Annotated in this window: 25 protein-coding genes, 2 pseudogenes and 1 riboswitch; of the genes and pseudogenes, 18 read left to right on the forward strand and 9 right to left on the reverse strand. The window is 42.6% G+C overall.

The genetic code is table 11. From position 1 onward, the window contains the following. Nucleotides 1-76: 76 nt before the first annotated feature. From C7R93_RS20820 to C7R93_RS20830, 3 genes are all read right to left on the reverse strand, one after another. Entirely contained in the window at nt 77-445 is a 369-nt protein-coding gene (locus tag C7R93_RS20820) for a hypothetical protein (RefSeq protein WP_106840617.1), read from the reverse strand. A 406-nt stretch (nt 446-851) separates the two neighbouring features. Further along, nucleotides 852-989: a hypothetical protein gene (locus tag C7R93_RS30090; protein WP_158264043.1), complete on the reverse strand. Its 138-nt coding sequence runs from the start codon at nt 987-989 to the stop codon at nt 852-854. A gap of 1,681 nt (nt 990-2,670) precedes the next feature. Continuing rightward, nucleotides 2,671-3,414, reverse strand: coding sequence for a hypothetical protein (locus tag C7R93_RS20830; protein WP_106840619.1), 744 nt, complete (start codon nt 3,412-3,414; stop codon nt 2,671-2,673). 226 nt (nt 3,415-3,640) lie between these two features. Here C7R93_RS20830 and C7R93_RS20835 point away from each other — a divergent pair, with 226 nt between their 5' ends. The 3 genes and pseudogenes from C7R93_RS20835 to C7R93_RS20845 all read left to right on the forward strand — a co-directional run. Further along, nucleotides 3,641-4,147: a TetR/AcrR family transcriptional regulator gene (locus tag C7R93_RS20835; protein ID WP_106840620.1), complete on the forward strand. Its 507-nt coding sequence runs from the start codon at nt 3,641-3,643 to the stop codon at nt 4,145-4,147. Nucleotides 4,148-4,254: 107 nt separating this feature from the next. Then, nucleotides 4,255-5,220: an SDR family NAD(P)-dependent oxidoreductase gene (locus C7R93_RS20840; protein ID WP_244191603.1), complete on the forward strand. Its 966-nt coding sequence runs from the start codon at nt 4,255-4,257 to the stop codon at nt 5,218-5,220. 95 nt (nt 5,221-5,315) lie between these two features. Further along, nucleotides 5,316-5,441: pseudogene (locus C7R93_RS20845) on the forward strand (SRPBCC domain-containing protein); the annotation flags it as partial. A gap of 65 nt (nt 5,442-5,506) precedes the next feature. On the opposite strand, the gene C7R93_RS20850 reads toward C7R93_RS20845, so the two are convergent. Continuing rightward, on the reverse strand, nt 5,507-6,145 hold the full coding sequence (locus C7R93_RS20850) for a FusB/FusC family EF-G-binding protein (RefSeq protein ID WP_106840622.1): 639 nt from the start codon (nt 6,143-6,145) through the stop codon (nt 5,507-5,509). A 157-nt stretch (nt 6,146-6,302) separates the two neighbouring features. Further along, the gene (locus C7R93_RS20855) at nt 6,303-6,566 is read right to left on the reverse strand and encodes a CD3324 family protein (protein WP_106840623.1); all 264 of its coding nucleotides are present in this window, start codon (nt 6,564-6,566) and stop codon (nt 6,303-6,305) included. Between the two features lie 696 nt (nt 6,567-7,262). Between C7R93_RS20855 and C7R93_RS20860 the strand changes: the two genes are divergently transcribed. From C7R93_RS20860 to C7R93_RS20870, 3 genes are all read left to right on the forward strand, one after another. After that, nucleotides 7,263-8,153, forward strand: coding sequence for a GNAT family N-acetyltransferase (locus tag C7R93_RS20860; protein WP_106840624.1), 891 nt, complete (start codon nt 7,263-7,265; stop codon nt 8,151-8,153). Nucleotides 8,154-8,240: 87 nt separating this feature from the next. After that, nucleotides 8,241-8,483 carry an SOS response-associated peptidase family protein gene (locus tag C7R93_RS20865; RefSeq protein WP_244191604.1) on the forward strand — a complete coding sequence of 81 codons (243 nt, stop codon included), beginning with the start codon at nt 8,241-8,243 and terminating at the stop codon, nt 8,481-8,483. An 85-nt stretch (nt 8,484-8,568) separates the two neighbouring features. Next, on the forward strand, nt 8,569-8,802 hold the full coding sequence (locus C7R93_RS20870; protein ID WP_106840625.1) for a hypothetical protein: 234 nt from the start codon (nt 8,569-8,571) through the stop codon (nt 8,800-8,802). Nucleotides 8,803-9,093: 291 nt separating this feature from the next. Here the strand turns inward: C7R93_RS20870 and C7R93_RS20875 are convergent, their stop codons facing one another. Continuing rightward, entirely contained in the window at nt 9,094-10,029 is a 936-nt protein-coding gene (locus C7R93_RS20875; protein WP_106840626.1) for a magnesium transporter CorA family protein, read from the reverse strand. 375 nt (nt 10,030-10,404) lie between these two features. Beyond that, nucleotides 10,405-10,572: riboswitch (M-box (ykoK) riboswitch) on the reverse strand. A 197-nt stretch (nt 10,573-10,769) separates the two neighbouring features. On the opposite strand from C7R93_RS20875, the pseudogene C7R93_RS31175 reads away from it, so the two are divergent. The 5 genes and pseudogenes from C7R93_RS31175 to arsC all read left to right on the forward strand — a co-directional run. Further along, a pseudogene (locus C7R93_RS31175) lies at nt 10,770-10,901 on the forward strand (SOS response-associated peptidase family protein); the annotation flags it as partial. 122 nt (nt 10,902-11,023) lie between these two features. Next, nucleotides 11,024-11,338 carry an arsenical resistance operon transcriptional regulator ArsR gene (arsR, locus tag C7R93_RS20885; protein ID WP_007716712.1) on the forward strand — a complete coding sequence of 105 codons (315 nt, stop codon included), beginning with the start codon at nt 11,024-11,026 and terminating at the stop codon, nt 11,336-11,338. 63 nt (nt 11,339-11,401) lie between these two features. Continuing rightward, on the forward strand, nt 11,402-11,839 hold the full coding sequence (locus C7R93_RS20890) for an ArsI/CadI family heavy metal resistance metalloenzyme (RefSeq protein WP_106840627.1): 438 nt from the start codon (nt 11,402-11,404) through the stop codon (nt 11,837-11,839). Nucleotides 11,840-11,857: 18 nt separating this feature from the next. Further along, nucleotides 11,858-12,901 carry an ACR3 family arsenite efflux transporter gene (gene arsB, locus C7R93_RS20895; protein ID WP_106840628.1) on the forward strand — a complete coding sequence of 348 codons (1,044 nt, stop codon included), beginning with the start codon at nt 11,858-11,860 and terminating at the stop codon, nt 12,899-12,901. A 20-nt stretch (nt 12,902-12,921) separates the two neighbouring features. Continuing rightward, nucleotides 12,922-13,326 carry an arsenate reductase (thioredoxin) gene (arsC, locus tag C7R93_RS20900; protein WP_015891621.1) on the forward strand — a complete coding sequence of 135 codons (405 nt, stop codon included), beginning with the start codon at nt 12,922-12,924 and terminating at the stop codon, nt 13,324-13,326. Between the two features lie 232 nt (nt 13,327-13,558). On the opposite strand, the gene C7R93_RS20910 is transcribed toward arsC, so the two are convergent. Further along, the gene (locus C7R93_RS20910; protein ID WP_106840629.1) at nt 13,559-14,134 is read right to left on the reverse strand and encodes a DUF4269 domain-containing protein; all 576 of its coding nucleotides are present in this window, start codon (nt 14,132-14,134) and stop codon (nt 13,559-13,561) included. Between the two features lie 108 nt (nt 14,135-14,242). On the opposite strand from C7R93_RS20910, the gene C7R93_RS20915 reads away from it, so the two are divergent. Next, complete coding sequence (locus C7R93_RS20915; protein WP_017249168.1) at nt 14,243-14,728, forward strand: DUF456 domain-containing protein; 486 nt, start codon at nt 14,243-14,245, stop codon at nt 14,726-14,728. A 50-nt stretch (nt 14,729-14,778) separates the two neighbouring features. Here the strand turns inward: C7R93_RS20915 and lexA are convergent, their stop codons facing one another. Then, nucleotides 14,779-15,402, reverse strand: coding sequence for a transcriptional repressor LexA (lexA, locus tag C7R93_RS20920; protein WP_007718939.1), 624 nt, complete (start codon nt 15,400-15,402; stop codon nt 14,779-14,781). A 162-nt stretch (nt 15,403-15,564) separates the two neighbouring features. Between lexA and yneA the strand changes: the two genes are divergently transcribed. The 4 genes from yneA (at nt 15,565) to C7R93_RS20940 (ending at nt 18,939) form a co-directional block, all read left to right on the forward strand. Next, entirely contained in the window at nt 15,565-15,903 is a 339-nt protein-coding gene (yneA, locus tag C7R93_RS20925) for a cell division suppressor protein YneA (RefSeq protein ID WP_106840630.1), read from the forward strand. A gap of 76 nt (nt 15,904-15,979) precedes the next feature. Beyond that, nucleotides 15,980-16,177 carry a DUF896 domain-containing protein gene (locus tag C7R93_RS20930; protein ID WP_007718933.1) on the forward strand — a complete coding sequence of 66 codons (198 nt, stop codon included), beginning with the start codon at nt 15,980-15,982 and terminating at the stop codon, nt 16,175-16,177. 108 nt (nt 16,178-16,285) lie between these two features. Next, nucleotides 16,286-16,651 carry a fluoride efflux transporter CrcB gene (crcB, locus tag C7R93_RS20935; protein WP_106840631.1) on the forward strand — a complete coding sequence of 122 codons (366 nt, stop codon included), beginning with the start codon at nt 16,286-16,288 and terminating at the stop codon, nt 16,649-16,651. Between the two features lie 38 nt (nt 16,652-16,689). Then, nucleotides 16,690-18,939 (forward strand): HelD family protein, encoded by a 2,250-nt coding sequence (locus C7R93_RS20940; RefSeq protein ID WP_106840632.1) that lies wholly within the window; start codon nt 16,690-16,692, stop codon nt 18,937-18,939. A gap of 64 nt (nt 18,940-19,003) precedes the next feature. Here C7R93_RS20940 and C7R93_RS20945 read toward each other — a convergent pair whose 3' ends face one another. Further along, nucleotides 19,004-19,306 carry a HesB/IscA family protein gene (locus C7R93_RS20945; RefSeq protein ID WP_106840633.1) on the reverse strand — a complete coding sequence of 101 codons (303 nt, stop codon included), beginning with the start codon at nt 19,304-19,306 and terminating at the stop codon, nt 19,004-19,006. Between the two features lie 124 nt (nt 19,307-19,430). Here C7R93_RS20945 and ltaE point away from each other — a divergent pair, with 124 nt between their 5' ends. Next, nucleotides 19,431-20,456 carry a low-specificity L-threonine aldolase gene (gene ltaE, locus C7R93_RS20950; protein WP_106840634.1) on the forward strand — a complete coding sequence of 342 codons (1,026 nt, stop codon included), beginning with the start codon at nt 19,431-19,433 and terminating at the stop codon, nt 20,454-20,456. Between the two features lie 232 nt (nt 20,457-20,688). Then, complete coding sequence (locus tag C7R93_RS20955; protein WP_106840635.1) at nt 20,689-22,332, forward strand: peptide ABC transporter substrate-binding protein; 1,644 nt, start codon at nt 20,689-20,691, stop codon at nt 22,330-22,332. The last annotated feature ends 100 nt before the right edge of the window (nt 22,333-22,432 follow it).

Raw genomic sequence — 22,432 nt, forward strand, 5'->3', positions numbered from 1 at the left:
TTCTAATTGTTGTGACTTCCACACTATGATCTGACCAAAGCAAAGTTGAGATTCATGAACAACTCTTGAACAAGGGTTATGAACCATGACGAGCATGACGCTGCTTCCAAATTGAAAAGAACATGATCACTCCAGATCCTATAAAGCCAATAACACTCATCAACGTATCATAAGGATGATACTGATGGGTAATTACTTGAGCAGTAGAAACTCCCCACAAAAGGGTAGGAATAGATTGGAAGATATGTAATTTTCCATTTTGCGTGAACCTGACATAGATAAGTGCTACTACCGTAGAAACGAGATAACTAAAAGAGAAAATGATCGTATCCCAGGCCGAAATGGTTACAGGAATATCGCTTGAGAGAAGCGATTTACAGGCCCAAAGAATAAAGAACCAGAAACCAAATGCCAAACCAATTATCATTTTCATAAGACTTTTCATGCTTTCTTCTCCCTGACAAGTTCTTTTACAAATCGGTCATTGAAAAAAGTAGATTTCGTAATACTCAAAAAATATGGAGGGCAGAGGTAATCATCATCGGGTTCTGGATTACCCCAATTCTCAGCTTCCATCCATAGAATTTATTTCCATGGTGTAACAAAATAAACGACTTGTAAATGGGGAATATAATCGCGCGATCGGTTGTTTGTGATTTATCAAATGAGACAAAAAGAAAAAACATCATACCAAAAGTTAAACAGTCGGTGGTATGATGCTTAATTAAAATAAATGATCTAGTTTTCGTGTGCTTTCTTTTACCTTACGAGTAGCACCCTTGTCGCCTTCTGGGTCTTGGACAGTTGATTGTTTCCAAGTGCCATCGCAGTCTTTATTTGAATGGCTTGTGTTAAACGCTATAGGTCGGCCATCCGCAATATCCGTCAGCTTCACATGGTACACGTTGTTCTTTTGCGCTGCTTACACCAGGAAACGAAAGCGATAGAAATAAAGCAGCAGCAATACCAAACAGAGCAAACCTTTTCATAAATCTTCCCCCTCGTAAATTTAACGTTTAACTTCCAAAAAAAGTATACGCTTAGGAACTGCATATATTCTGGAAATAAATCGAGTAGCTGATGATTTACTCATGGAGCAAATCCGTAAAACAGCAAAGTAAAAACAAATATCAAAACGTATCTAACCATTGTTGCAAAGAGTATATACAATACGCTCAATACCATTTCTCTTTTGGGACTTAGACGAAAAAAGACTATCCCTCTGCAACAAACATTGCTTTTGGGACAGCCTTTTTAAATGCTATCTAACATTACGCTGGGCACATGCAATATTTTCCTGCAGGTATGCACTCCGGTGGACATGGACGATATGAGTTAGCACCCAGTTTTTGAAGTAATTTCTTGAACATTGTTATTTACCTCCTGAAATGGAAAATTATAACTTCAATTAGTATAGTAACACATTCAAATGATGAATAATATATTATTTGCTAAAAATTCAGAAAATAAATCCGGTGATAGAAAAAGTATGTATGGTTGTTTCACAAACTACTAATTGTGATAACAGGGGAAGCAAATGTGAAAGTATTCTCCAACGCACGACCGGGGGCATGTACACTTCTTTATGTAGAAAAAGACCTGCGTTATTTTAAAGGCAGGTCTTTTCTAGATCGTATTATCGATGTTAAGGCAAGTAAATATCCTATAATAGGAGATGCACCATACCCCATGATTGGGACAGGGAAATTTCCGAAAAACGTTGTCATGTAAATGATCGTAAAATGAATCCCGAGAGTTAATGACAGTATTTTTGAATGCAAAGGATGAAGGAAAAGGAATGGTAATATCAAAATAAGGATTGAAATAACACCGATTAGTAACCACACAGTCCCCATATCTGCGACCAAATATAATATTCCCTCCACATAGGAAACGGGCAATAAGTGATCCAAATATATCCAAGACCTAATTACAAAAATAAATAGCAGGCTCACAACAAAATACCGAATGATACTATGGTTTGCTTTACTCCATAACAGGATAGCCATAGAGAGAGTAAATGCGGTCACTTCAGAAGCATCTGGTTGCAGAGATACGAGTAGGGATATACTCGTTGTAATCGCGAAAGTGATCCACCAATTATTCGTTACTAATAAACTCCATAGCTGCACGATCAAAAAAGGTAAAACTATGCTTGCTATGTATAGTTGAAAAGGACCGATCGATATCCAACGGTGAACATTCTCAACGCCACTATCCAAGAAAGTCAATAATAACAAGACAAATATCACCATGATAGTGATGTTCCTTGATCCCGATTTACTTGTGTGTTTCTTCTTGAAAAGAATAAAAGAAGATAGAAACCCACCTAGGATTACTAAAACAATATTTAGTAACCATAAACGTATGGGAGCATCATTTGAAATCATAGTGAATGAACCAACTAAAGTTGCAGGTAATAGAACGAAAATGGGTAGAAAATAAAGCAACTTTGATTTCAAGATAGTCTCTCCATTCATCTATGACTGATATTGGAATACTCAATCAATATAACAAACAATCGTTTTTCTTACTAGGAGACAATGTGATTCTTCGTATCTGCCCGAAGTGGGACAACGATAGAGATTGCAGCAAGAAAGTAAAGGAAACAAGCTGAAGTCGATGGGGTTTCGACGTCAGCTTGTTGTTTTGACAACTTATTCTACTTGTTTAGCCAATATACCTGATCAGGTTTCTTGTCCCTGTTGATTGAACCATGATCCAGCCAGGTGGAATAGGAGAGGCCGGCATCACCCAAATTTGCTCACCAACATAAGCGTTTTTCACATTTCTAATATTGTGCCTAGATCCTGTACTATTGGTGATGACCCATCCAGGTGGAATAGGAGAAGCTATCATTACCCACAATTCCTGACCACCATAAGGGTTTTTCAGATATCTAATCAGGTGCCTATCTCCTGAACTATTGGTCATGACCCATCCAGGTGGAATAGGGGAGGCCAACATTACCCAAACTTCGTAACCATCGGGGGCGTCGTTCACATTTCTGATATGGTGCCTATTTCCTGAACTATTGGTCATGACCCATCCAGATGGAATAGGGGAGGCCAACGTTACCCAAACTTCGTAACCATCGGGAGCGTCGTTCACATTTCTGATCAGATTCCTCGTTGCTGTACTATCGACGATCACCCATCCGGCTGGAATAGGGGAGCCTAGCGTTAACCAAATTTGCTCACCAAATGCAGCATTTTTGATATTAGTGGTTTCGTGCTTAGCCCCTGTAGATTTTGAAGAAGGTTCTTTCCCTTTCCAGTCTTTCTGGGTAGTGTTTGCTGCGAAGGTGATCGGCTTTTCCTGTAAAGGGAGAGTTGCTCCTTGGGCGGTTGTGGCTAAACTTGGTATCGTGACAACAGAGCTTACTGCCAGCATGATCAAGGCTTTCTTAAACATTTGCAACAACCTTTCTTGAGAGTGATTAAATAAAATACCATTATATACCATTGTATATAATATTTGTTATTCTGGCTTTAAGAGATTTTGTCGAACAGAAGACAAAGTAAACTACATGAATAGCGACTGTGAGAATCCGCATTACATGTCATTTGAAACCCATCACAAACTGACGTATAATCAGATATTATTGATTAATCACTAAAAAAAGGGAGGCGATCTTGCAATGACGTCGGTCAATCGTAAAACGGAAATCATTTCAGCTGCAATCGAAGTCTTTGCTGAAATCGGATATTTCCGGGCAACAACAGCACAGGTTGCAGAGCGAGCGAAGATCTCACAGCCGTATATTTTCAAGTTTTTTGCATCGAAGGAAGCTTTGTTGTTAGCTGCCTTGGAGGTTTCTTGGCAGCGTATTATCGATTCTTTTCGCTCAGTTGTGGAATCCGCATTTGCCGAGCAACTGGAATCAGATTTAATCAAAGCGTATGAAAAGGTTTTGGCTTCGCATCAAAATGAGATGCTTCTTCAAATGCAGTCTCAGACGATTCAAGAGGCTCCGATACGAGAGGCGATGCGCGAAGGATTTCGGGAGGTTCGTCAGATCGTCCTAACAGCGTTTCGTGAAGCGGGCATCGCGAGTCCGGAAGAGCGAACGCTTATTTTCCTAGCAAGAGGCATGCTTTGCAATATTTCAGTAGCTTTGGACATGCCAGAATTGATGGAGGTGTAGTGGAGAAAAATTTTGACAATTAGTTATTGACTAATCACTAACTGAGCGATTATAGTTCTAACTAGTTAGTGATTGATCAATTACAAAATTAAATGGAGATGATTCATATGAAAAAAGCCATAGTAGTGGGGGCAACGGGCGGAACGGGTGCAGCAATTTTGGAGGAGCTCATCAATCGAGGGATTGAAACGATTGCTTTTGGGCGTTCTCGACAAAAACTAGAACAAATGGCGTCAGAGTTGGGGAATCCCGCACATTTGTCATTGGCCGTCGGAGATGCATTCCGATCTCAAGACATCGTAGCGGCATCGGAAGGAGCGGATGTACTATTCCATTGTGCAAACGTCCCGTATCACGAGATGGTAAATAAGTTGATCCCACTTGGCGAAGCGATCATGGAAGCCGCCAACAAGAAAGGCTTGAAAGTTGTTGCGGTAGACGGCATTTATCCGTACGGGAGAAAGCAAATGGATCCAGTAACGGAGGAGCATCCAAAGCAACCGCATACGAAGAAAGGAAAAATCAGGCTGGCATTTGTACAGATGCTGTTTAGCAGCCGCTGGGATCATGTGCGAACGATGATTGTTAGATTACCGGATTATTACGGACCTACTGCTAATCAAGCATCGTATCTGGGTTCCACACTTGAGGCAATTGCGGATGGAAAACTGGGGTTTTTCATTGGAAATAGGCATGTTCGTCGCGAGTTTGTTTATTTGCCGGATGCGGCGAAGATGATTGTAGAGTTGGCCAGCCGGGAGTTTGCTTATGGACAAAACTGGCACATTCCAGGTGGAGGGATCATTTCCGGTCGAGACATCGTCCGAATCGCCCAAAAAGCTAGTGGCACTGTGAAACCTGTCATTCCCCTTGGGAAAATTGGATTGTCTTTATTGGGCATGTTCGTCCCAGTGATGAAGGAGGTTGTTGAGATGCTGTATTTAACCGAAAATCCGTTGATCTTAAGCGGAGAAAAATATCAACGGCTAATTGGACCGATCCCAACGACGACGTTCGAAGAGGGTGTAACGGCAACGATCCAGCATTTGCAGAAACGTACTTCCATGAAATAAATAACAGCTGTTAGTTATTGATCAATCACTAACAGCTGTCCTGCGGCTGCTTTTTAGAGAGCATACCTCATCGTAGAGTAATTCAAGTGACATTGAAGCTGGTTAGCCGTAGTGAATATGTGTCCGCTGAAGCACTTAAGACAGTGATGGACATGAGTATGCTAGAGGGCATCACCCAAACGTGGGATCGTTTGGAAGAGAGTCTGAACGAGATCAAGTAAGGGACATAGAGGAAAGGCCGCTTGGCATGGAGAGCCGGCGGCCGTTTTCATTTTGGTCAGCAGATTTATTTCACCATCAGCGAAATAAAACCGTTTAGCTTATCTAACGCAATGATATTTTGATTGCACGTTACACTGTCTTGGCAAATGTAGTTTCCTTTTTTCAAATACGTTCCATCCCCAGATCCTTTGGCTTCAAGGACAAACATGCCAATTTCCTCAAAGTGATTACAGAGTGCACAGACACCTTTTTTGTTCAAGTTTGTAAATTGTCCGTGAATGCCAATCAGTCTTCCTTCGTGGTAGGCGACAATAAACTTCTTTTCCGTCGCAGAGTCTAGCCAGCTTACATAAGAGATTTCTGAAAAATTGATCTCAGCTAAATTCGAGACTTTCAGCTTCTTTACTTTTGGAAAGAGCTTTTTAATGAAAGACTCTGTGAGAGCAGGGAATGGAATCACAAACGGTGAAAGTTGATGCAAAAACTGCTTTCCTTCTGCTTTTTCTTTCATCGAGTCAATCGGGCGCAAAATCTCTTTTTGTTCCTCCGTCATGTTCGGGAACATCTGAAAGATTTCTTCATGAGCAATTTCTTTGCGAGCACGGATGACGTTGACATCTGTACTGGTGGCATAGGCGTTCAAGATTGCTTGGACGCGTGATTTAATGAAGTGATATTGATGGGTATGGATAAAAGGTTCCATCTTTCGGTTCCTCCTGTTTCTGTCTTGTTAGGTGGGTTCTTCTTTACTTTAGTGTGTTTGCAATGGGGGAGAAAGGGATAAGACTTTTGGTAAACAAACTCGCCATAAAAAAGCACTAACAACCTGAATGAAAAGGTCGTCAGTGCTTTATAAGCGTCTATTTGGTGTACACGATTTTTTTAATCGTCTCGGTAGACAAAAAGTAATCCTCCGCTAACTGGGAAATAGACGTTCCGGCCCGAAAGCTGCTTTTAATAGCCGTATTTCGCTCATCCAGGAGTTTTCTCCCACCTGTGCGTGTCCCCCATTTTTGGTGCGTGACTTTTGTCTTTGGGATATAAATGGCTTCTCCTTGCACGTACTTTTGAATTTCTGCCAGTAACGTTTCAGGAAGGATTAAATTTGCTTTTACACATTTCATTTCTGCTCGCTCCTTATTTATAGATAGGCAAATAAGGGGCAAAGCCAAGAAATAGGAAATGAGATACGCAAATGAAGGCGATGATTCGATTAAACGAGAGACCACCTCATGCAAAGTATCGCCTTACTATTTCTAGGCTTTGCATGAGCCGCTGCGGTATGTGGCAAATTGAGAGCATTCGCCATTGGTACACCCCCCTCGAGGTCCATTTTGAAAACGGTGTTCCCTTTCCTTTTGAAAAGGGAGTATTTGTAATTATATAAGAAAATGGCTTTTTTGTATAACGATTCTTACGCAACGAAAAGAAATGGATTGCTCATTTACAAACTATGGAAAGTCAAATATAGTAAAGATATCTAACGTGAAAAGAGGTTTTGACTGAATATGATGAAACTTATAATCGCTAAGTAAAATTCTAATGAATTTTATATGGGAAAAGGTCAAATGAAGGGCGTGCCCTTGGTTTATTTTTTGTACCTTTTTTCAAAAGCGATTAGAAGGCATCAATCTCATCAAAACAAATTTCACGTTTATGCATGATATCTATTCTGTTCGGGATAGGTATCTTCATCACAACGATAAATTTGACCATGAGAAGAGAATTCTTCTTGTGGTCTTTTTTATTTGAAGGAAGGGATTGCTGAAAAGGAATGAATGATTACCAGAAGCACAAACAATCAAAAGGGAGGCTTTCACATGGGTGACTATCGATTGATTAGCGACTACAAGCATATCGAAAAATACAAGGAAAGTTTTAATGACCTCGCCACGCAGGTCTTTCAGCTCGATTTTAAAGAATGGTATAACAAGGGCTTTTGGAATGATAACTATGTCTGCTATTCCTATATGGATGGGGATCAGGTCATTGCGAACGCTTCTGCAAGTAAGATGGTCGTGACATCCAACGGTAAGGACTATAAGGCACTTCAGATCGGAACGGTCATGACGCATCCGGCTTATCGCAATCAAGGATTGGCAGCGAAATTGATGAACCATATCATTCAAACATGCGAGAAGGAATACGATTTTATTTATTTGTTTGCCAACGAAACTGTGCTTGATTTTTACCCGAAGTTCGGATTTGAGAGAGTACAGGAAAGTAGCTTTCACATATTGGCATCCGATTTGAAAAAGCAAGTAGGACAAAAATCTGCCTTGCGCAAGCTGGATGTTGATAACGAAGCTGATTATATCGTCATGAAGGAATTTGCTGCCAAACGAATCCCCGTTTCATCGAGATTGGGCGTCAAGGATAGCGAGCATCTGTTGATGTTTTACTTTCTTCTCGTTTTTCGGGATGCGATCTATTATGTCGAAGAGGAGGATGTGATTGTCCTATTTGAACAAGAAGATGACCAGCTGCAAGTATTTGATCTCGTAAGTAAAAAAGCAGTTGATATAGAAGCAGTCACTTCTCACTTGATATCGGCTAAGACAACGATCATTCATTTTCATTTTATGCCGGATAGTGAGAGTGAAAAAATCCAGTCTGAATTGATGACCACGACTGAGGATGTCTTATTTGTTCGTCCTTCGTTAAAAATGGAGAGAGAACATTTTCGTTTTCCACTTACTTCACACGCATAAAAGCTTTGAAATGACACGCCGGGTGAAACAGTAAAATAGAAGAGAAAAAAGCAGACGTCCAGTATGGAAGGGTGTGAGGGGAAAAGCATGTGCGGCCGTTTTACTCTCGTAACGAACTTGGAAAAATGGAAGGAACGGTTCCAAATCGAAGTCATTCCATTTAATGCAAAGCCACGGTACAATATTGCACCGGGTCAGCTCATTCCAGCGATTATTGCTGATCGCGGCAAGCGACGTATGGGTCCGTTGAGATGGGGGTTAGTGCCATCGTGGACTGCCGATGAGAAGAGCAGCTACAAAATGATATCTTGCGTAAAAGAAGAATGGTAACTGTAAAAAATTGGTCTAAAATGCGAAGGTGGTGCCGATTTTGCTGAGTAAGCCGTACAGGGTTGTCAGGAGGCCGTCAGATACTATGCACGGTTTCCCGGATATTGTTTTTGATCGCAACAATAAAATACATTTACCTTTGACCGTATTTGCAAAAGAGGCACATGCCGCGACAAATCAGAGTACTGCCAATACGTACCTATTTGAGTCGGGAGGACGTGTGTCCGAAGATATTGGACTCACACTCGGAGACTGGTACTCCAAGGGACTTTTAAGGGAAGCGAATGGTTTAGCAAGGGTAGCAATGGTCGACGTGTAAAATTTCTTAGATGGAACAACGAGACTTCAAAGCTGCTGCAAAGATTGATCTCCAAGAATGAAATAGGCTGCCTTTCGGCAGCCTGAACTATCGAACCCATGAGCGTAATGACTCAGATTCTGATGATGTGTAACGATTTAACGTTACGACACCATCCCCAGGGTATATAAGTACCATGAACTTCCTAAACCTGTGATCAGAACAAGCAACATTAAAAGATAGTACCATCCTTCTTTTCTTATCATTTAACTGTCGCTCCTTCCTCCGTTTAATTAAAATTCTGCTTAGAAATTAAAAGTACTTCTTTCTCCAGAACAGGAGTGCTGTTACTGTCGTAATTGTTGCAGAGGTTATCATAATGATATTGAATGCCTGCGGGTGATCCTGCAAAGGAAGTGCGACGTTCATACCGTAATAGGTACCGATCACCATAGGTAATGTGATGACGATGGTGATCGAGGTAAGCAATTTAACTACTTGATTCAGATTGTTGGAAATGATGGAGCCGAAACCGTTCATAATGCTTCCTAAAATTGCGGTATATATTTCCGTCATTTTGATAGCTTGTTTGGTTTCGATTCTTACCTCTTCAAGCAGTTCCTTATCATCATCGTACATTTTTAGATAACTACCGCTCCAAAGCCGTGAAATCAGTAGACTGTTCGTCTCTAAGGACGTCGAAAAATAGACAAGGCTTTTCTGCAATTCAAGCAAGGTAAGCAGTTCATTGTTTTTCATTGATTGCCGCAAGGATTTTTCAAGGGTTTCCATTTGCTTGTTGATTCTTTTCAAGTACTGCAAATAATAGAAAGAGGTACTAGATAGAATTTGCAGAACAAAACGTGATCTCATATGAGTATGAAAATTTTTCACCTTACCTTGGACTAACTCATTCATGACTGCCGTTTCTTCTAGGCAAACGGTTAAGAAATAATCCTCCATAACCATGATGCCCAACGGAACAGTAGTATAGATATCCTTCATACCTTCTTTTGTGGAAATGGGTATTTCCACAAAGAGTATAACTCGATTTCCGTCTTTGTCGATACGCCCTATTTCTTCGTCATCAAGGGCATCCTGCAGAAAGTCAAGGTCAATATTCAAATCGCTGACCAATTTTTGCTTTTCTTGCTCAGCGGGATTGGTAAGATGTATCCAGCACCCTTTTTCAAATTGATCGAGTTCTTTTATTTTTCCGGTAACATCGGTTTTATAAATTTTCAACATGTTTATTCATCCTTTCGCATGTAACAAATCGGCGGTATAGATTTCCGCATAAATATTTTCCTTACCCTCGAAGCACCAACAAAATAGCTCTCCCTGTAATCAGAGAGAGCCGAGGAATCGGAAACGACCGTGTTACGCGAGCATGTCAAATAAGCATACTTACATACACTCGTCCTAAGAAAAAAGACGAATGATAATAAGGTATGGGGAACATGTAGGAACGTCGCAAGGCCGGTTAATTCTCTGAACAGGATATCGATCGTTATACATTCGACTACTTGGACTACTATCCATAAAAATGTTTCCCCCCTTTCAAAATATAAAAAACCCTCCGAGTACAAAGAGGGTTAGATAAGCGCACGAAACAACAACACTTTATCTCCCCCTAGCAGAGCTTTGGCACTATACAACGTAAAGGAAAAATCCTTAGCCACCTTAAGAAAAGCCTTAGTCCGGCAGTTCCTGTTCTACCCATTGGCATCTTTCGATATTTCCGGGCAGTGGCCTATGTTTGTATAGGAGCCTCACCTAACGAGGACTTATTATTGTCTTTGTCATAGTATCCCTGTCATGAAAGTTTGTCAACAACTAATTTCTAGCCCTCTTTGTTATGTGGCGGACATGTCAAAAAGTACATTTTCTTTTTGAGACATTTCATTTTTTACTTAAGCTTTTTGACTTATTGTACATTATCCATCGTTCTGTTAATTTATTTACTCATATAGGTTAAAGCGCGTTGTGAGACATTAAATGAAAAGCCTGCATTCAAACAGCTTTTCGCCCGAAAGCGATGCATCCTTCCTGCTGACAGCTTTTATGAGTTTATGTGGACAAAATTTGCACCATTGATTTTGAGCGTCGAAGGTTCTTAGTGTAGCTATCACCTATCGAAAAGGATGTTATATCAAAAAAAGTTGATTTATCATTGCATCTTCTTGGTAATCGTGCATATAATAAATGCATCAAAAAAAATTGATGAATGAGGTTGTAATCGATGAACGATATTAAGCACAAATTGGAGCAATATGAGAAGAAATTCAAAGCTCTCTCCGATCAGAAGCGACTTGAAATTATGTATGAGCTTTGTCAAAGAGGTAAAACATGCGTGTGTGACCTTACCGAGGTTTTTGACATGCCTCAATCTAAATTATCGTATCATCTCAAGATATTACTGGATGCCAACCTAATTATCAAAGAGACAAAAGGTACCTGGAGTTACTACGATTTGAATGATGATGAAGTGAACCACCTCTTATCGGAAGAGCTTTGTTGTATCTTCAGGAAAACAGGCAAAGGCAGTTGCTGCTAATTTTTTTAGACCTTATATCAATTTTTTTGATTAATAGTTTTTAAATTAAAGGAGGAATCTTAAATGAAGTATGTACATGTTGGCGTTAACGTTACCAATCTGGAGAAATCTATTGAGTTCTATCAAAAGGTTTTTGGGGCTAACCCTGTAAAGGTAAAGCCTGATTATGCTAAGTTCTTGCTTGAAACCCCAGGATTAAACTTTACATTGAATGTTCGGGACGCTGTAAGCGGAATTCAAGTTAACCACTTCGGATTCCAGGTTGAAAGTGCAAATGAAATCCTGACTCATAAGGAAAGACTAGAAAAAGAAGGCTTTTTCGCTCGTGACGAGATGGATACGACATGTTGTTATGCTGTGCAGGATAAATTTTGGGTTACTGATCCAGACGGTAATGAGTGGGAATTTTTCTACACAAAGTCTGACAGTGACGTTCATAAAATCGAGTCCACATCCTGCTGCGTAGATTCAAAAACAGAAGCAACCAATTCTTGCTGCTAAGACAAAGTGGGAGGCTCAATGAAACAACTATCATTTTTAGATCGCTTCTTGACCCTTTGGATCTTCCTTGCTATGGCAGTAGGGATTATGATCGGAACTTTCTTTCCTGCTTTCACCAATGGATTAAATAGCTTACAAATTGGTACAACATCCATACCGATTGCTATAGGTTTAATCCTGATGATGTACCCTCCTTTAGCTAAAGTTCGATATGAAGAAATGGGGCGCGTATTTAAAGACATTAAGGTTCTTTTGCTATCCCTTATTCAGAACTGGGTTATAGGCCCAGTTTTGATGTTTTTATTAGCCATCATTTTCTTGCCAGATAAACCAGAATATATGGTGGGGCTGATCATGATTGGATTGGCACGTTGTATCGCCATGGTGATTGTGTGGAATGACCTCGCAAAAGGTGATGCAGAATATGCTGCCGGACTTGTGGCTTTCAATTCTTTGTTTCAGATGCTTTTCTTTTCAGTATATGCTTATGTCTTTGTCACCGTAATCCCGGAATGGCTTGGTATTCAGGGTGCAGTCATTAGTATTACGATGGCGGAAGTGGCAAAATCGGTGTTTATATATCTAGGTATTCCTTTTCTTGCCGGGATGCTGACGCGCTTTACTTTTGTAAAAGTTAAAGGCAGACATTGGTATGAGAAAGTGTTCATCCCAAAAATTAGCCCCATGACTCTGATCGCCTTACTCTTTACCATCATTGTCATGTTATCAACACAAGGAGAAAACATCGTAAGCGTTCCACTTGATGTTGTTCGCATCGCCATTCCACTTCTCATCTATTTCATCCTCATGTTCTTTATCTCTTTCTATATGGGGAAAAAGATTGGCGCAAATTATCCCGTTACTACGACGCTTGCTTTCACAGCAGGTAGTAATAACTTTGAATTAGCTATCGCTGTGGCAGTCGGAGTGTTTGGGATTCATTCAGGTGCCGCCTTTGCAGCCGTCATCGGCCCTCTTGTGGAAGTACCTGTGATGATTGCATTAGTTAATGTAGCTTTATGGTTCAAGCGCAAATATTTTAGCAGCACATTTCCTAATTGAAGCTAAAAGGTGTGTACATCATGGAAAACAAAAAAACGATTTACTTTTTATGTACAGGAAATTCTTGCCGAAGCCAAATGGCGGAAGCATGGGGAAAAAAATACTTAGGTAACGCCTGGAATGTTTTTTCTGCTGGGATTGAAGCCCATGGTGTGAATCCAAATGCCGTTCGAGCGATGAAAGAAGTTGGCATAGACATTTCCGATCAAACATCAGATGTCATTGACTCTGATATTTTAAACAAGGCTGATCTGATCGTGACACTATGCAGCCATGCCGATTCCGTTTGTCCAACCACTCCTACTCATGTAAACCGTGTCCATTGGGGATTTGACGATCCTGCGGGAAAAGAATGGCCTGAGTTTCAACGAGTTCGTGACGAGATCGGTGCCCGTATAAAGAAATTTGCGGAAACAGGGGAGTAAATTTTTCCGCAAGCGAGCTGTATCCATCTAATGTCCGAGGAAAAGTCCCCTTTTTGACGAAAGGGGACTTTCTCTACACACCGACTCTTATTTTCTGTACTTTTGATCATATACATCTTCCTCTGCATCCAACCAGAATGATGGTGTATCCGGTATCTATAAAAGTGGGCAGCCCCAAAAATGATGATCCTTCCTGTATTCAGGAAGGAGAGGTCGGTTGTTTATTCGAAGATTAATCCTTTTGCCAGAGCTGAACTCTTTCTCGTAATTCCTGTTCGGTTAACAGCTCTAATTGCAACAATGCCTCATTTGGATCATCACCCGGAATATGAAAGTACTGAGCAAATGCAGGCTCTGTTTTGATGCCGCTTTGCTTCAGAGCCCTGATATGCTGGTACGCATTTAGGCCTCCTATTTCTAACAACCGTGCTTCGATGTCCATATGGCGATAAGCATTTTGCTTTTCGACAGCTACCGGTTGAGCAAACAATTCAAACCAAAAGTCAGCTGTGAGAAACTGAATGACACATGTGGGAATACTTTTTATATCTAGGTGCGTCACTTCAAATCCGTGCAAGCAACCAAACACTGTTCGAACAGCCTGCTCAAATTGTTTCAGATCATGACTCTCGCAAATAATGTCTAGATCGCTTTGCTTGACGTCAATGTCCAATGGAATAGTTCCGGCAAGCACTGGGCGGTAAACGGATAGTATTTCCATGATGTGAGTCTTTTGGATCGCTTCCCACGCCGCTTTTTGACGTAGCGTTCCTCTGCCTAAATAAGAGAGATCATGCCAAGTTCTCATGCGACTACCTCCATGTCTGCTTTCTTTTAAAATAGTTTAGACAAAAGTGAATAAGTACGCAACGAAATCGGAAATCACTCGTATACCTAGATGAAGGGAGTGTAATGGATGGAAATATTTTTGTGGGTCGTGGTTGTGTTATTGTTCTTGCTAAGCATCGCTGGAATATTTTTACCCGTTTTACCTGATACGATATTGCTGTGGGCGGGCTTTTTGCTCTATCACTTTTTCATAGCAGATCCGGGAGCGGGCTTACCGGCATCCTTTTGGTGGGGAATGGTCGTTCTAAGCATTCTGCTTTACGGTGCTGACTTGCTGACGAACATGTACTTCGTGAAAAGGTACGGGGGGTCCAAGTGGTCGTCCATTGCCGCTGCGGTCGGAATTATCCTCGGGATTTTCGTTTTCCCACCGTTTGGAATGCTGATCTTGCCGTTCGTATTCGTCGTTCTGGTAGAGCTGATGGTGCAGAAGCAGTCGATGGAGCGAGCAGTGAAAGCAGGCGTAGGCTCACTGATCGGATTTTTGGGCAGTGCGGTCGTAAAAGTCATTCTACAAGTTACGATGATCATCTGGTTTTTTATCGCCAGATAACATACAGAAAACGAAAAGGACAGCAGAGGCTGTCCTTTTTTACGTGGAAACTAGTGAATGAGTCGATAGACACCGATGACCTTACCGAGAATGGTGACATGCTCCAGAATGATCGGTTCCATTGTGGCATTTTCCGGTTGGAGTCGGAAGTGGTTCTTTTCTTTGAAAAATCTTTTGACGGTCGCTTCGTCTTCTTCAGTCATAGCTACGACAATGTCACCATTGTTCGCTACGTGCTGTTGGCGAACAATTACGTAGTCTCCATCGAGAATCCCGGCATCAATCATACTGTTTCCGGAGACGCGCAGCATATAGACCTTGTCAGAAGTCACGATATTGTCTGGAAGCGGGAAGTATTCTTCCACATCCTCAATGGCAGTAATCGGTTGTCCAGCAGTTACTTTTCCGATTACAGGCACACGAACGACAGAGTCTTCGAAATTGTCTTGAAAACGATCTTCATCGGATAGCAATTCGATAGCGCGCGGTTTGGTAGGATCTCGACGAATGAGGCCTTTTTTCTCCAAGCGTGCCAAATGTCCATGTACCGTTGAGCTAGAAGCTAGTCCGACAGCCTCACCAATTTCACGGACAGATGGTGGATATCCTTTATCACGAACTTCCTTTCGGATGAACTCGATGATGGCTTGTTGTCTACTCGATAATTTTGACATAGAAAGACACCTCTGATTTCTCGAACATATTTTCCTATATTATACCATGGGAGCTTGCGTTCGACAAACATAAGTTCGATTCTTTGTTGACATGAACATATGTTCTCATTTATTATGAGGTTACAAAGGGACAGAACGTATGTTTGTTAGGGGGCCATTATCGTGAATTCATTGACAGTACGTAATCGTTTCGAGAAAAAGGAAGAACGCCGTGTTCGTTTTGGTATCACGAGAGGACAAGCTCTCTTGTTTCTTATTACATTCACTCTCTTTTTTTATTTATTGACCGAACTAGTGTTTGCCTCTTCGGTTAATGAGGAACCACACGGCACAGAAGTAACCGTACAATCCGGAGACAGCCTATGGACGTTAGCGGTTCGATACAAAGCAGATCAGCATGTGGATACTCGTGATTATATAATAGAGATTAAGGATGCGAACGGATTGGAGAGCAACAAGATTTACCCAGGTCAGACTCTGCTCCTTCCTGATACTCCGTAAGTGTTCGGCTGTCTTGCGGGATCATTCATATGTGATATAATGAAGCGGCACTACTACAGAGTGGGAGGAACCAGCAGTGGTATCTGACGCAGAAATTAAACGCATTAACGAATTGGTCAAAAAATCTCGCGAAGAAGGTTTGACCGAAGAAGAAAAACTCGAACAAAAGGCGTTGCGCCAAAAGTACATTGACGCCGTTAAGCTTTCATTGAGAGCAAATTTGGATTCCATCCGTTATGTGGAAGACCTTGAAGAAAATAAGCCAAAACAGTAAGATAACAATTACTGATACGACAGACATCCTCGCTCGACGCTAGGGTGTCTTTTTCTGTGACATACATAACGATAACGAGACCAGTTTACTAGCCAGGGAGGGAAGAAGATGGCGTGGATCGCTGTGGCGGTTGGAGGAGCAGTTGGCTCTCTTTTGCGCTACCTATTGTCTTTGCTCGCTAATCAACCAGAATGGCCGTGTGGAACCTGGATTGCCAATGTTTCTGGATCTTTGATCATCGGCATCCTGTTCGTACTGGGGAAAGAACGTGACTTTTTATCTCCGACACTCTATCTCTTATTTGCAACGGGTGTCATGGGAGGATTTACGACTTTCTCAAGCTTCTCCTTGGAAGTGGTCTCTTTTTGGGGTGAAGGCCACCTGTTACGTGGCACTTTGTACGCTCTTCTCAGTTTGGGAGTCGGCCTACTTTCTTGTGCAGTTGGAATATGGCTGGCTAGGCAATGGACTTGATACGTTCAATGACACGATACATGTGAGGGGGAATGAATGTGAGTACACAGCATCGTGATTATGAGTTGGAACAAAAAAAGCTGGATGAAACAGTTTCAGCGATCGACGAAGAAATGGAACAGCTTCGCAATGATATTCGCGAGGCAACAGATGACTATGTGAAACAGGTCGTTAACTATAAAAAAGCAAAGGATTTGCGCTACCTGGAAGATCAGGGACGAGAGAAGCCTTATTTCGGTAGAGTGGATTTCTTGAAAGATGAAATCTACGAGTTGGATCAGGTCTACATAGGAAAACGCGGAATTGTACGCAGCGATACGTTTGATTCTGTCGTCGTGGATTGGCGTGCGCCTATCGCCAGTCTTTATTATTCCGGCGAAAGCAAAGACGCGTTTTACCGGATGGGACGCGAGATCGTGCGTGGAGAAGTCCGATTAAAGCGTAATTTTGCGATCGAAGACGGAAAGATCGTCGGTATCTATGATGGAGCGGTAAAAGAAACGATTAACCGCGAAATGGGGCATCCCGACGAGTTTTTGCAAGAGGGCTTCATTGATGAATTTTTGGCAGCCAATCTGAATCAGGCGAACGATAGCAGGCTAAAAGACATCGTGGCAACGATTCAATCCGAGCAAAATGATATTATCCGGGCGGAAAAAGAACGGCCCATTGTGGTGCAAGGAGTAGCGGGTAGCGGAAAAACAACCATTGCTCTGCACCGACTCTCCTATTTGATCTATAACTACCAGGATTCGATGATGTCCAAAAAGTTCATGGTGTTTGCACCCAACCGGATGTTTCTTACCTATATATCCGAGGTTTTGCCTGAGTTGGGAGTCGATGACGTTCAACAGTCTACTTTTGTAGATTGGGCGGCGCGTATTGTGAAGCCTCTGCTGCCAAAAGGATGGAGAATCGTCAGTCCCGATAAGCCTCTTCAACTGTTCTTCGAAGAGGGGCAAGATGAGCGCCAGCAAGAAATGACGCGAAACAGGCTTCGGTTCAAAGGATCGCTTGCTTGTCGGGAGGCTCTGGAGCAATACATTCGGTATATCGTCGAAACAAGAATTCCTTTTAAGAAGCTCAGCTTTTTATACAACAAAACGAAGCAAGTTTTTTCGATCCCGGGTGATTTTATCCGCCAATGCTTCCTGGAGCTATTCGCCAATATGCCGTATCATCGACGGGTAGAAGCGCTTCGCAAGCATCTGAAACAAGAAATGAACAAACAATTGTTTGCCCATTTGCGAGAGCGAAAAGTCGATTTGGACAAAGAAGGCTTGTACAAATTCGAGAAAATGCTGGAGCAAATACTGGATACGTACCTGACGACCTTTCCACGACTGGAAATCTTCGCAGCTTATCGTGAGTTGATTGCTGATGAGGAATTGTTGCGCAAACTCGTACCGGCTGACATTTCAGACGAGGTCGTGCGCGATGTGACCGAGTCAAGTGCAGCACTGTTTGCAGAGGAGAGATTGGAGCCGGAAGATATCGCGCCATTGTTATACTTACAGCATATTGTTGAGGGCATGAATAAAGCAGATCATTTCGATCATACGGTTGTAGATGAAGCACAAGACCTGAGTGCGCTAGAAATCGCCGTCATTGCATTGGCCACCAAGCGAAATTCGCTCACGATCGTGGGAGATATTGCTCAAGGCATTCACAGCTACCGGGGAATTCATGCATGGGAAGAGTTGACGAAGGGGATTTTTGCACAGCTGTTTCCTTCCTATTATACGTTGTCGCAAAGCTATCGTTCGACAATTGAGATCATGCGCTGTGCCAATGAAGTGTTGCGGCAAATTGAATTGCCAGAGACGGTATTGGCAAAACCGGTTTTGCGACATGGTGAAAAACCAATCATGGTCAAGGCTGGTTCACGAGCGCAACTGTGGGATGACATCTCTTCGCGTGTAGCTGCCTTCCAGTCGGAAGGCTTCAAGACGATTGCGATCGTAGCGAAAACCATTCAAGCGAGTAAAAAAGCACATAAAGGCATGCAAGACAAGATAGCAGATTTGATCCTGTTAGGCAGCAAGGATAACCAATTCCCGGGTGGGGTAACCGTCATGCCTGCTTTTCTAACAAAAGGCTTGCAGTTCGATGTGGTCATTTTACTGGATGTAGACGCTTATCAAAATAATGAATGGGACGCAAAACTGTTGTATGTTGCGATGACGCGTCCGGTTCATCGGCTTGTTATGACGCAGGTTGATGATGTTTCTTCTCCGCTGCTGAAAGATTTACCGACAGAACTGTACACCACGGCTTTAGACGAATAAGAATCTCATCATCAAACAAAAACCCTCTGCCTGTAAAAAAGCAGAGGGTTTATCTGTATTATGCTTAGTGATCGCCTGTGTTACCTTTGGAAGGGTTGGTAATAACAAAACCTTCTTGCGGCAAGAAGAGGTAATCAATGATGATGCCGTCCAGCAATGGCTCATCTTTTTTCACGATCACATCGATCTCTTTGTCTGTCGAGATCACAACATCTTCGTCTGTTGGCTTGTCCAGAGCGAGTCCGTAGTGTGCATGATCACCGTGAGCATGAGTAATATAAACGCGAAGTTTCAAATCTTTGTCTTCTTCTTGCTCGATGATTGGAGCCAATTGCTTAGCAGCGTTCCGCGTGATTTTTAGTTTCACAGGTCAAATCTCCTAACTGTATGTAAGTTACCCCTCCATCTTAGCAAGAGGGAAATCAGGATGCAATGTTGAAAGTGTTACGACATGTCTAGAGAATGACAACCGGGTGGAAGGAGATTCATCTATGAAAATCGATTTGCGCAGTGATACCGTTACGAAACCAACCGAGGAGATGCTTCGAGCCATGGCGGAAGCTGAAGTTGGTGATGATGTTTACCGAGAAGACCCTACTGTCAATCGTTTGGAAGCGATCGCGGCTGAAATACTCGGAAAGGAAGCTGCCTTGTTCGTAACAAGTGGCACGCAAGGCAATCAGGTGGCTGTTCTGACGCATTGTGTCAACGGAGACGAGGTCATTGCGGAAGCGGATTCGCACATTTTTTACTACGAAGGCGGCGCTATGTCGGCATTGGCTGGCGTGCAGACACGGACGCTGGTTGGAGAACGGGGTGCATTGCGTGCAGAAGATGTAGAGAAAGCGATTCGGGGCAACAATATCCATTTTCCTCGCACAAAATTGATCTGTCTCGAAAATACGCATAATCGCGCTGGTGGGGCGGTAATCTCTGTCGCGCAAATGAAGAGTGTCTATGATGTAGCGCAAAAACACGGTATTCCCGTTCATATGGACGGTGCTCGTCTCTTTAATGCGGCTGTGGCCCAAGGTGTTGCAGTCAGTGAGTTAAGCTCTTTTGCCGATACCGTTCAAATATGCTTGTCCAAAGGTCTTAGTGCTCCAGTTGGCTCCATTTTGGCTGGAGATCGTGCTTTTATAGAGGAAGCGAGATGGTGGAGAAAAAAATTAGGAGGTGGGCTGCGGCAGGCAGGGTATTTGGCAGCACCGGGTATCATCGCTCTGACACAGATGACCGAACGGTTGGCAGAAGACCATGAACGGGCACAGCAACTGGCAAAAGGCTTGCGTCAACTATCGCTGCAGGTAGAGCAGGTCGATACCAACATCGTGCTGGTGAATACGGAGTCGATCGGCCAAACGGCAGTTTCCTTCCTGGAGCGTTTGGATGAAAAAGGGGTTCTCGCAGTTGACTTTGATGAGTATATGGTTCGCTTTACGGCTCATCGACACATTAGTGATCAACATGTCAAGAGTGTTATAGAAGCAGTAGAGCAATTGTTAGAAACGAAGTAATGGCGTCAATCGCTTGTAGCCAGTCTAAGGGGAGACTGGCTTTTTTCTTTGCCTAGAAAACACAAGTTCTAAATAGTTAGACAATTTGTACAAAATATGAGTCTATACGCTATCAGTTTTTCGCCATACCGTCTGATTTGTTTCGTGTCCACATGCATTATCATGGTAGTGTGATAAAGCAATAACATTGACTAGTGCATGGAATCGGATCGAATCAAGGGGGATGGTCTCGATGAGAAAGAGGATGAGCTTCGTTTTGAGCTGTTTCTTACTGCTTCAAGTGTTAGCAGGATGTAGTACAAGCGAAACGACTGTAAACAACAAACCGAATGATCAGGCATCGCAACCAACGCAATCAACAGGAAAAGAGATGGTATTGAATTGGAACGCAGACGGCGGGGAGCCACCGACAGCGGACCCTGGACTTGCCTCAGATGGCACTTCCTTTGATGTCATTACTGCCTGTTTTGAAGGATTGACTCGCTATGGACCGGATGGGAAAATAGCCAACGCGATTGCCGACAGTTATACGGTTTCCGAGGATCTGACGACATACACGTTTAAATTGAAATCGAATGCGCGATGGAGCAACGGAGATTCGGTAACCGCCCATGATTTTGAATTCGCTTGGAAAAGAAATCTCGATCCAAAGACTGCATCCGAATATGCCTACATGCTTTATTTCATTAAAGGGGCAGAGGAATTCAACACAGGGAAAGGATCGCATGAAGACGTAGGAGTCAAAGCGCTAGATGATTTTACACTTGAGGTCAAGCTCAATTCGCCAGCTCCATTTTTTTACGAGCTGACGGCTTTCCCGACATTGTTTCCCTTACATAAAAAAACCTTGGAGGCACATCCGGACTGGGCAGCGTCTCCAGACAACTATGTGGGCAACGGCCCTTTCAAAATGGAGCTGTGGGAGCATAAAAACAAGTTGATTCTTGTGAAAAACGAGAAGTATCATGACAAAGATGCCGTGAAGCTCGACAAAATCGTCTGGAGCATGATTACCGATACCAACACCGCTCAAGCGTTGTTTGATTCAGGTGAATTGGATTGGGGAGGGCATCCAACCTACGTGTTGCCCGTCGATGTGATCCCTGCTTTACAAGATGAAGGGAAAATTGTCATGGCTCCGTATCCGAATACAGTCGCGGTCACCTTTAATACAACAATGCCTCCTTTTACGAATAAGAAGATTCGACAAGCATTCTCGTATTCGATCCAACGACAGCCTCTCGTAGACGGAATCGTGCAGACAGGGGTGCCTGCGGCTTTGGCATGGGTACCACCCTCTATGCAGCTTAGCGGAAATGACTATTTTCAGGAAGATGCAGATAAAGCCAAACAGTTATTGGCTGAAGGGTTAAAGGAGTTGGGGCTTTCTACGATGCCTGAAGTGACGTACACGTATGGTTCAGGTGACGATCGTCAGAAAAAGCTGGCTGAAGCTCTTCAGGATCAATGGAAAAGAAGTCTAGGGGTCGATGTGAAAATCAGTGGCTTGGAAGAAAAAGTATTTTTACAAAACAAGCGCTCCAAAAACTATCAGTTTGCCTACCGAAATTGGGGTGCTGATTTTAATGACCCGATCAATTTCTTGGAAATTTTCAAGGACAAAACAGTGGGGACGAACGACGCTGCTTGGAAGAACGACAGATACCGTGAGTTGATCGTCCAGAGTTACCTGGAAAAAGACCCGACGAAGCGTAATGCAATCATGCGTGAGGCAGAGACCATTTTAATGGAAGAAATGCCGATTGCTCCTGTGTATTATGGCGCAAGACCCTATATACAAAATGACAAAGTCAAAGGATTTTTGATCAACCCGTTTGGTGGTAGAGATTTTAAATATACAACAGTCGAACAATAAAAAAAGACGTCTTAAAGTCTTGCCGAACCCGGAAAAAGGGGGAGCGGCAAGGCTTTTTTTGGTTCCATTCGGTTGACTCGCTTGTGTGTAATTCAGACTC

This window comes from Brevibacillus fortis (genome assembly GCF_003013395.1).
GTDB lineage: Bacteria > Bacillota > Bacilli > Brevibacillales > Brevibacillaceae > Brevibacillus > Brevibacillus fortis.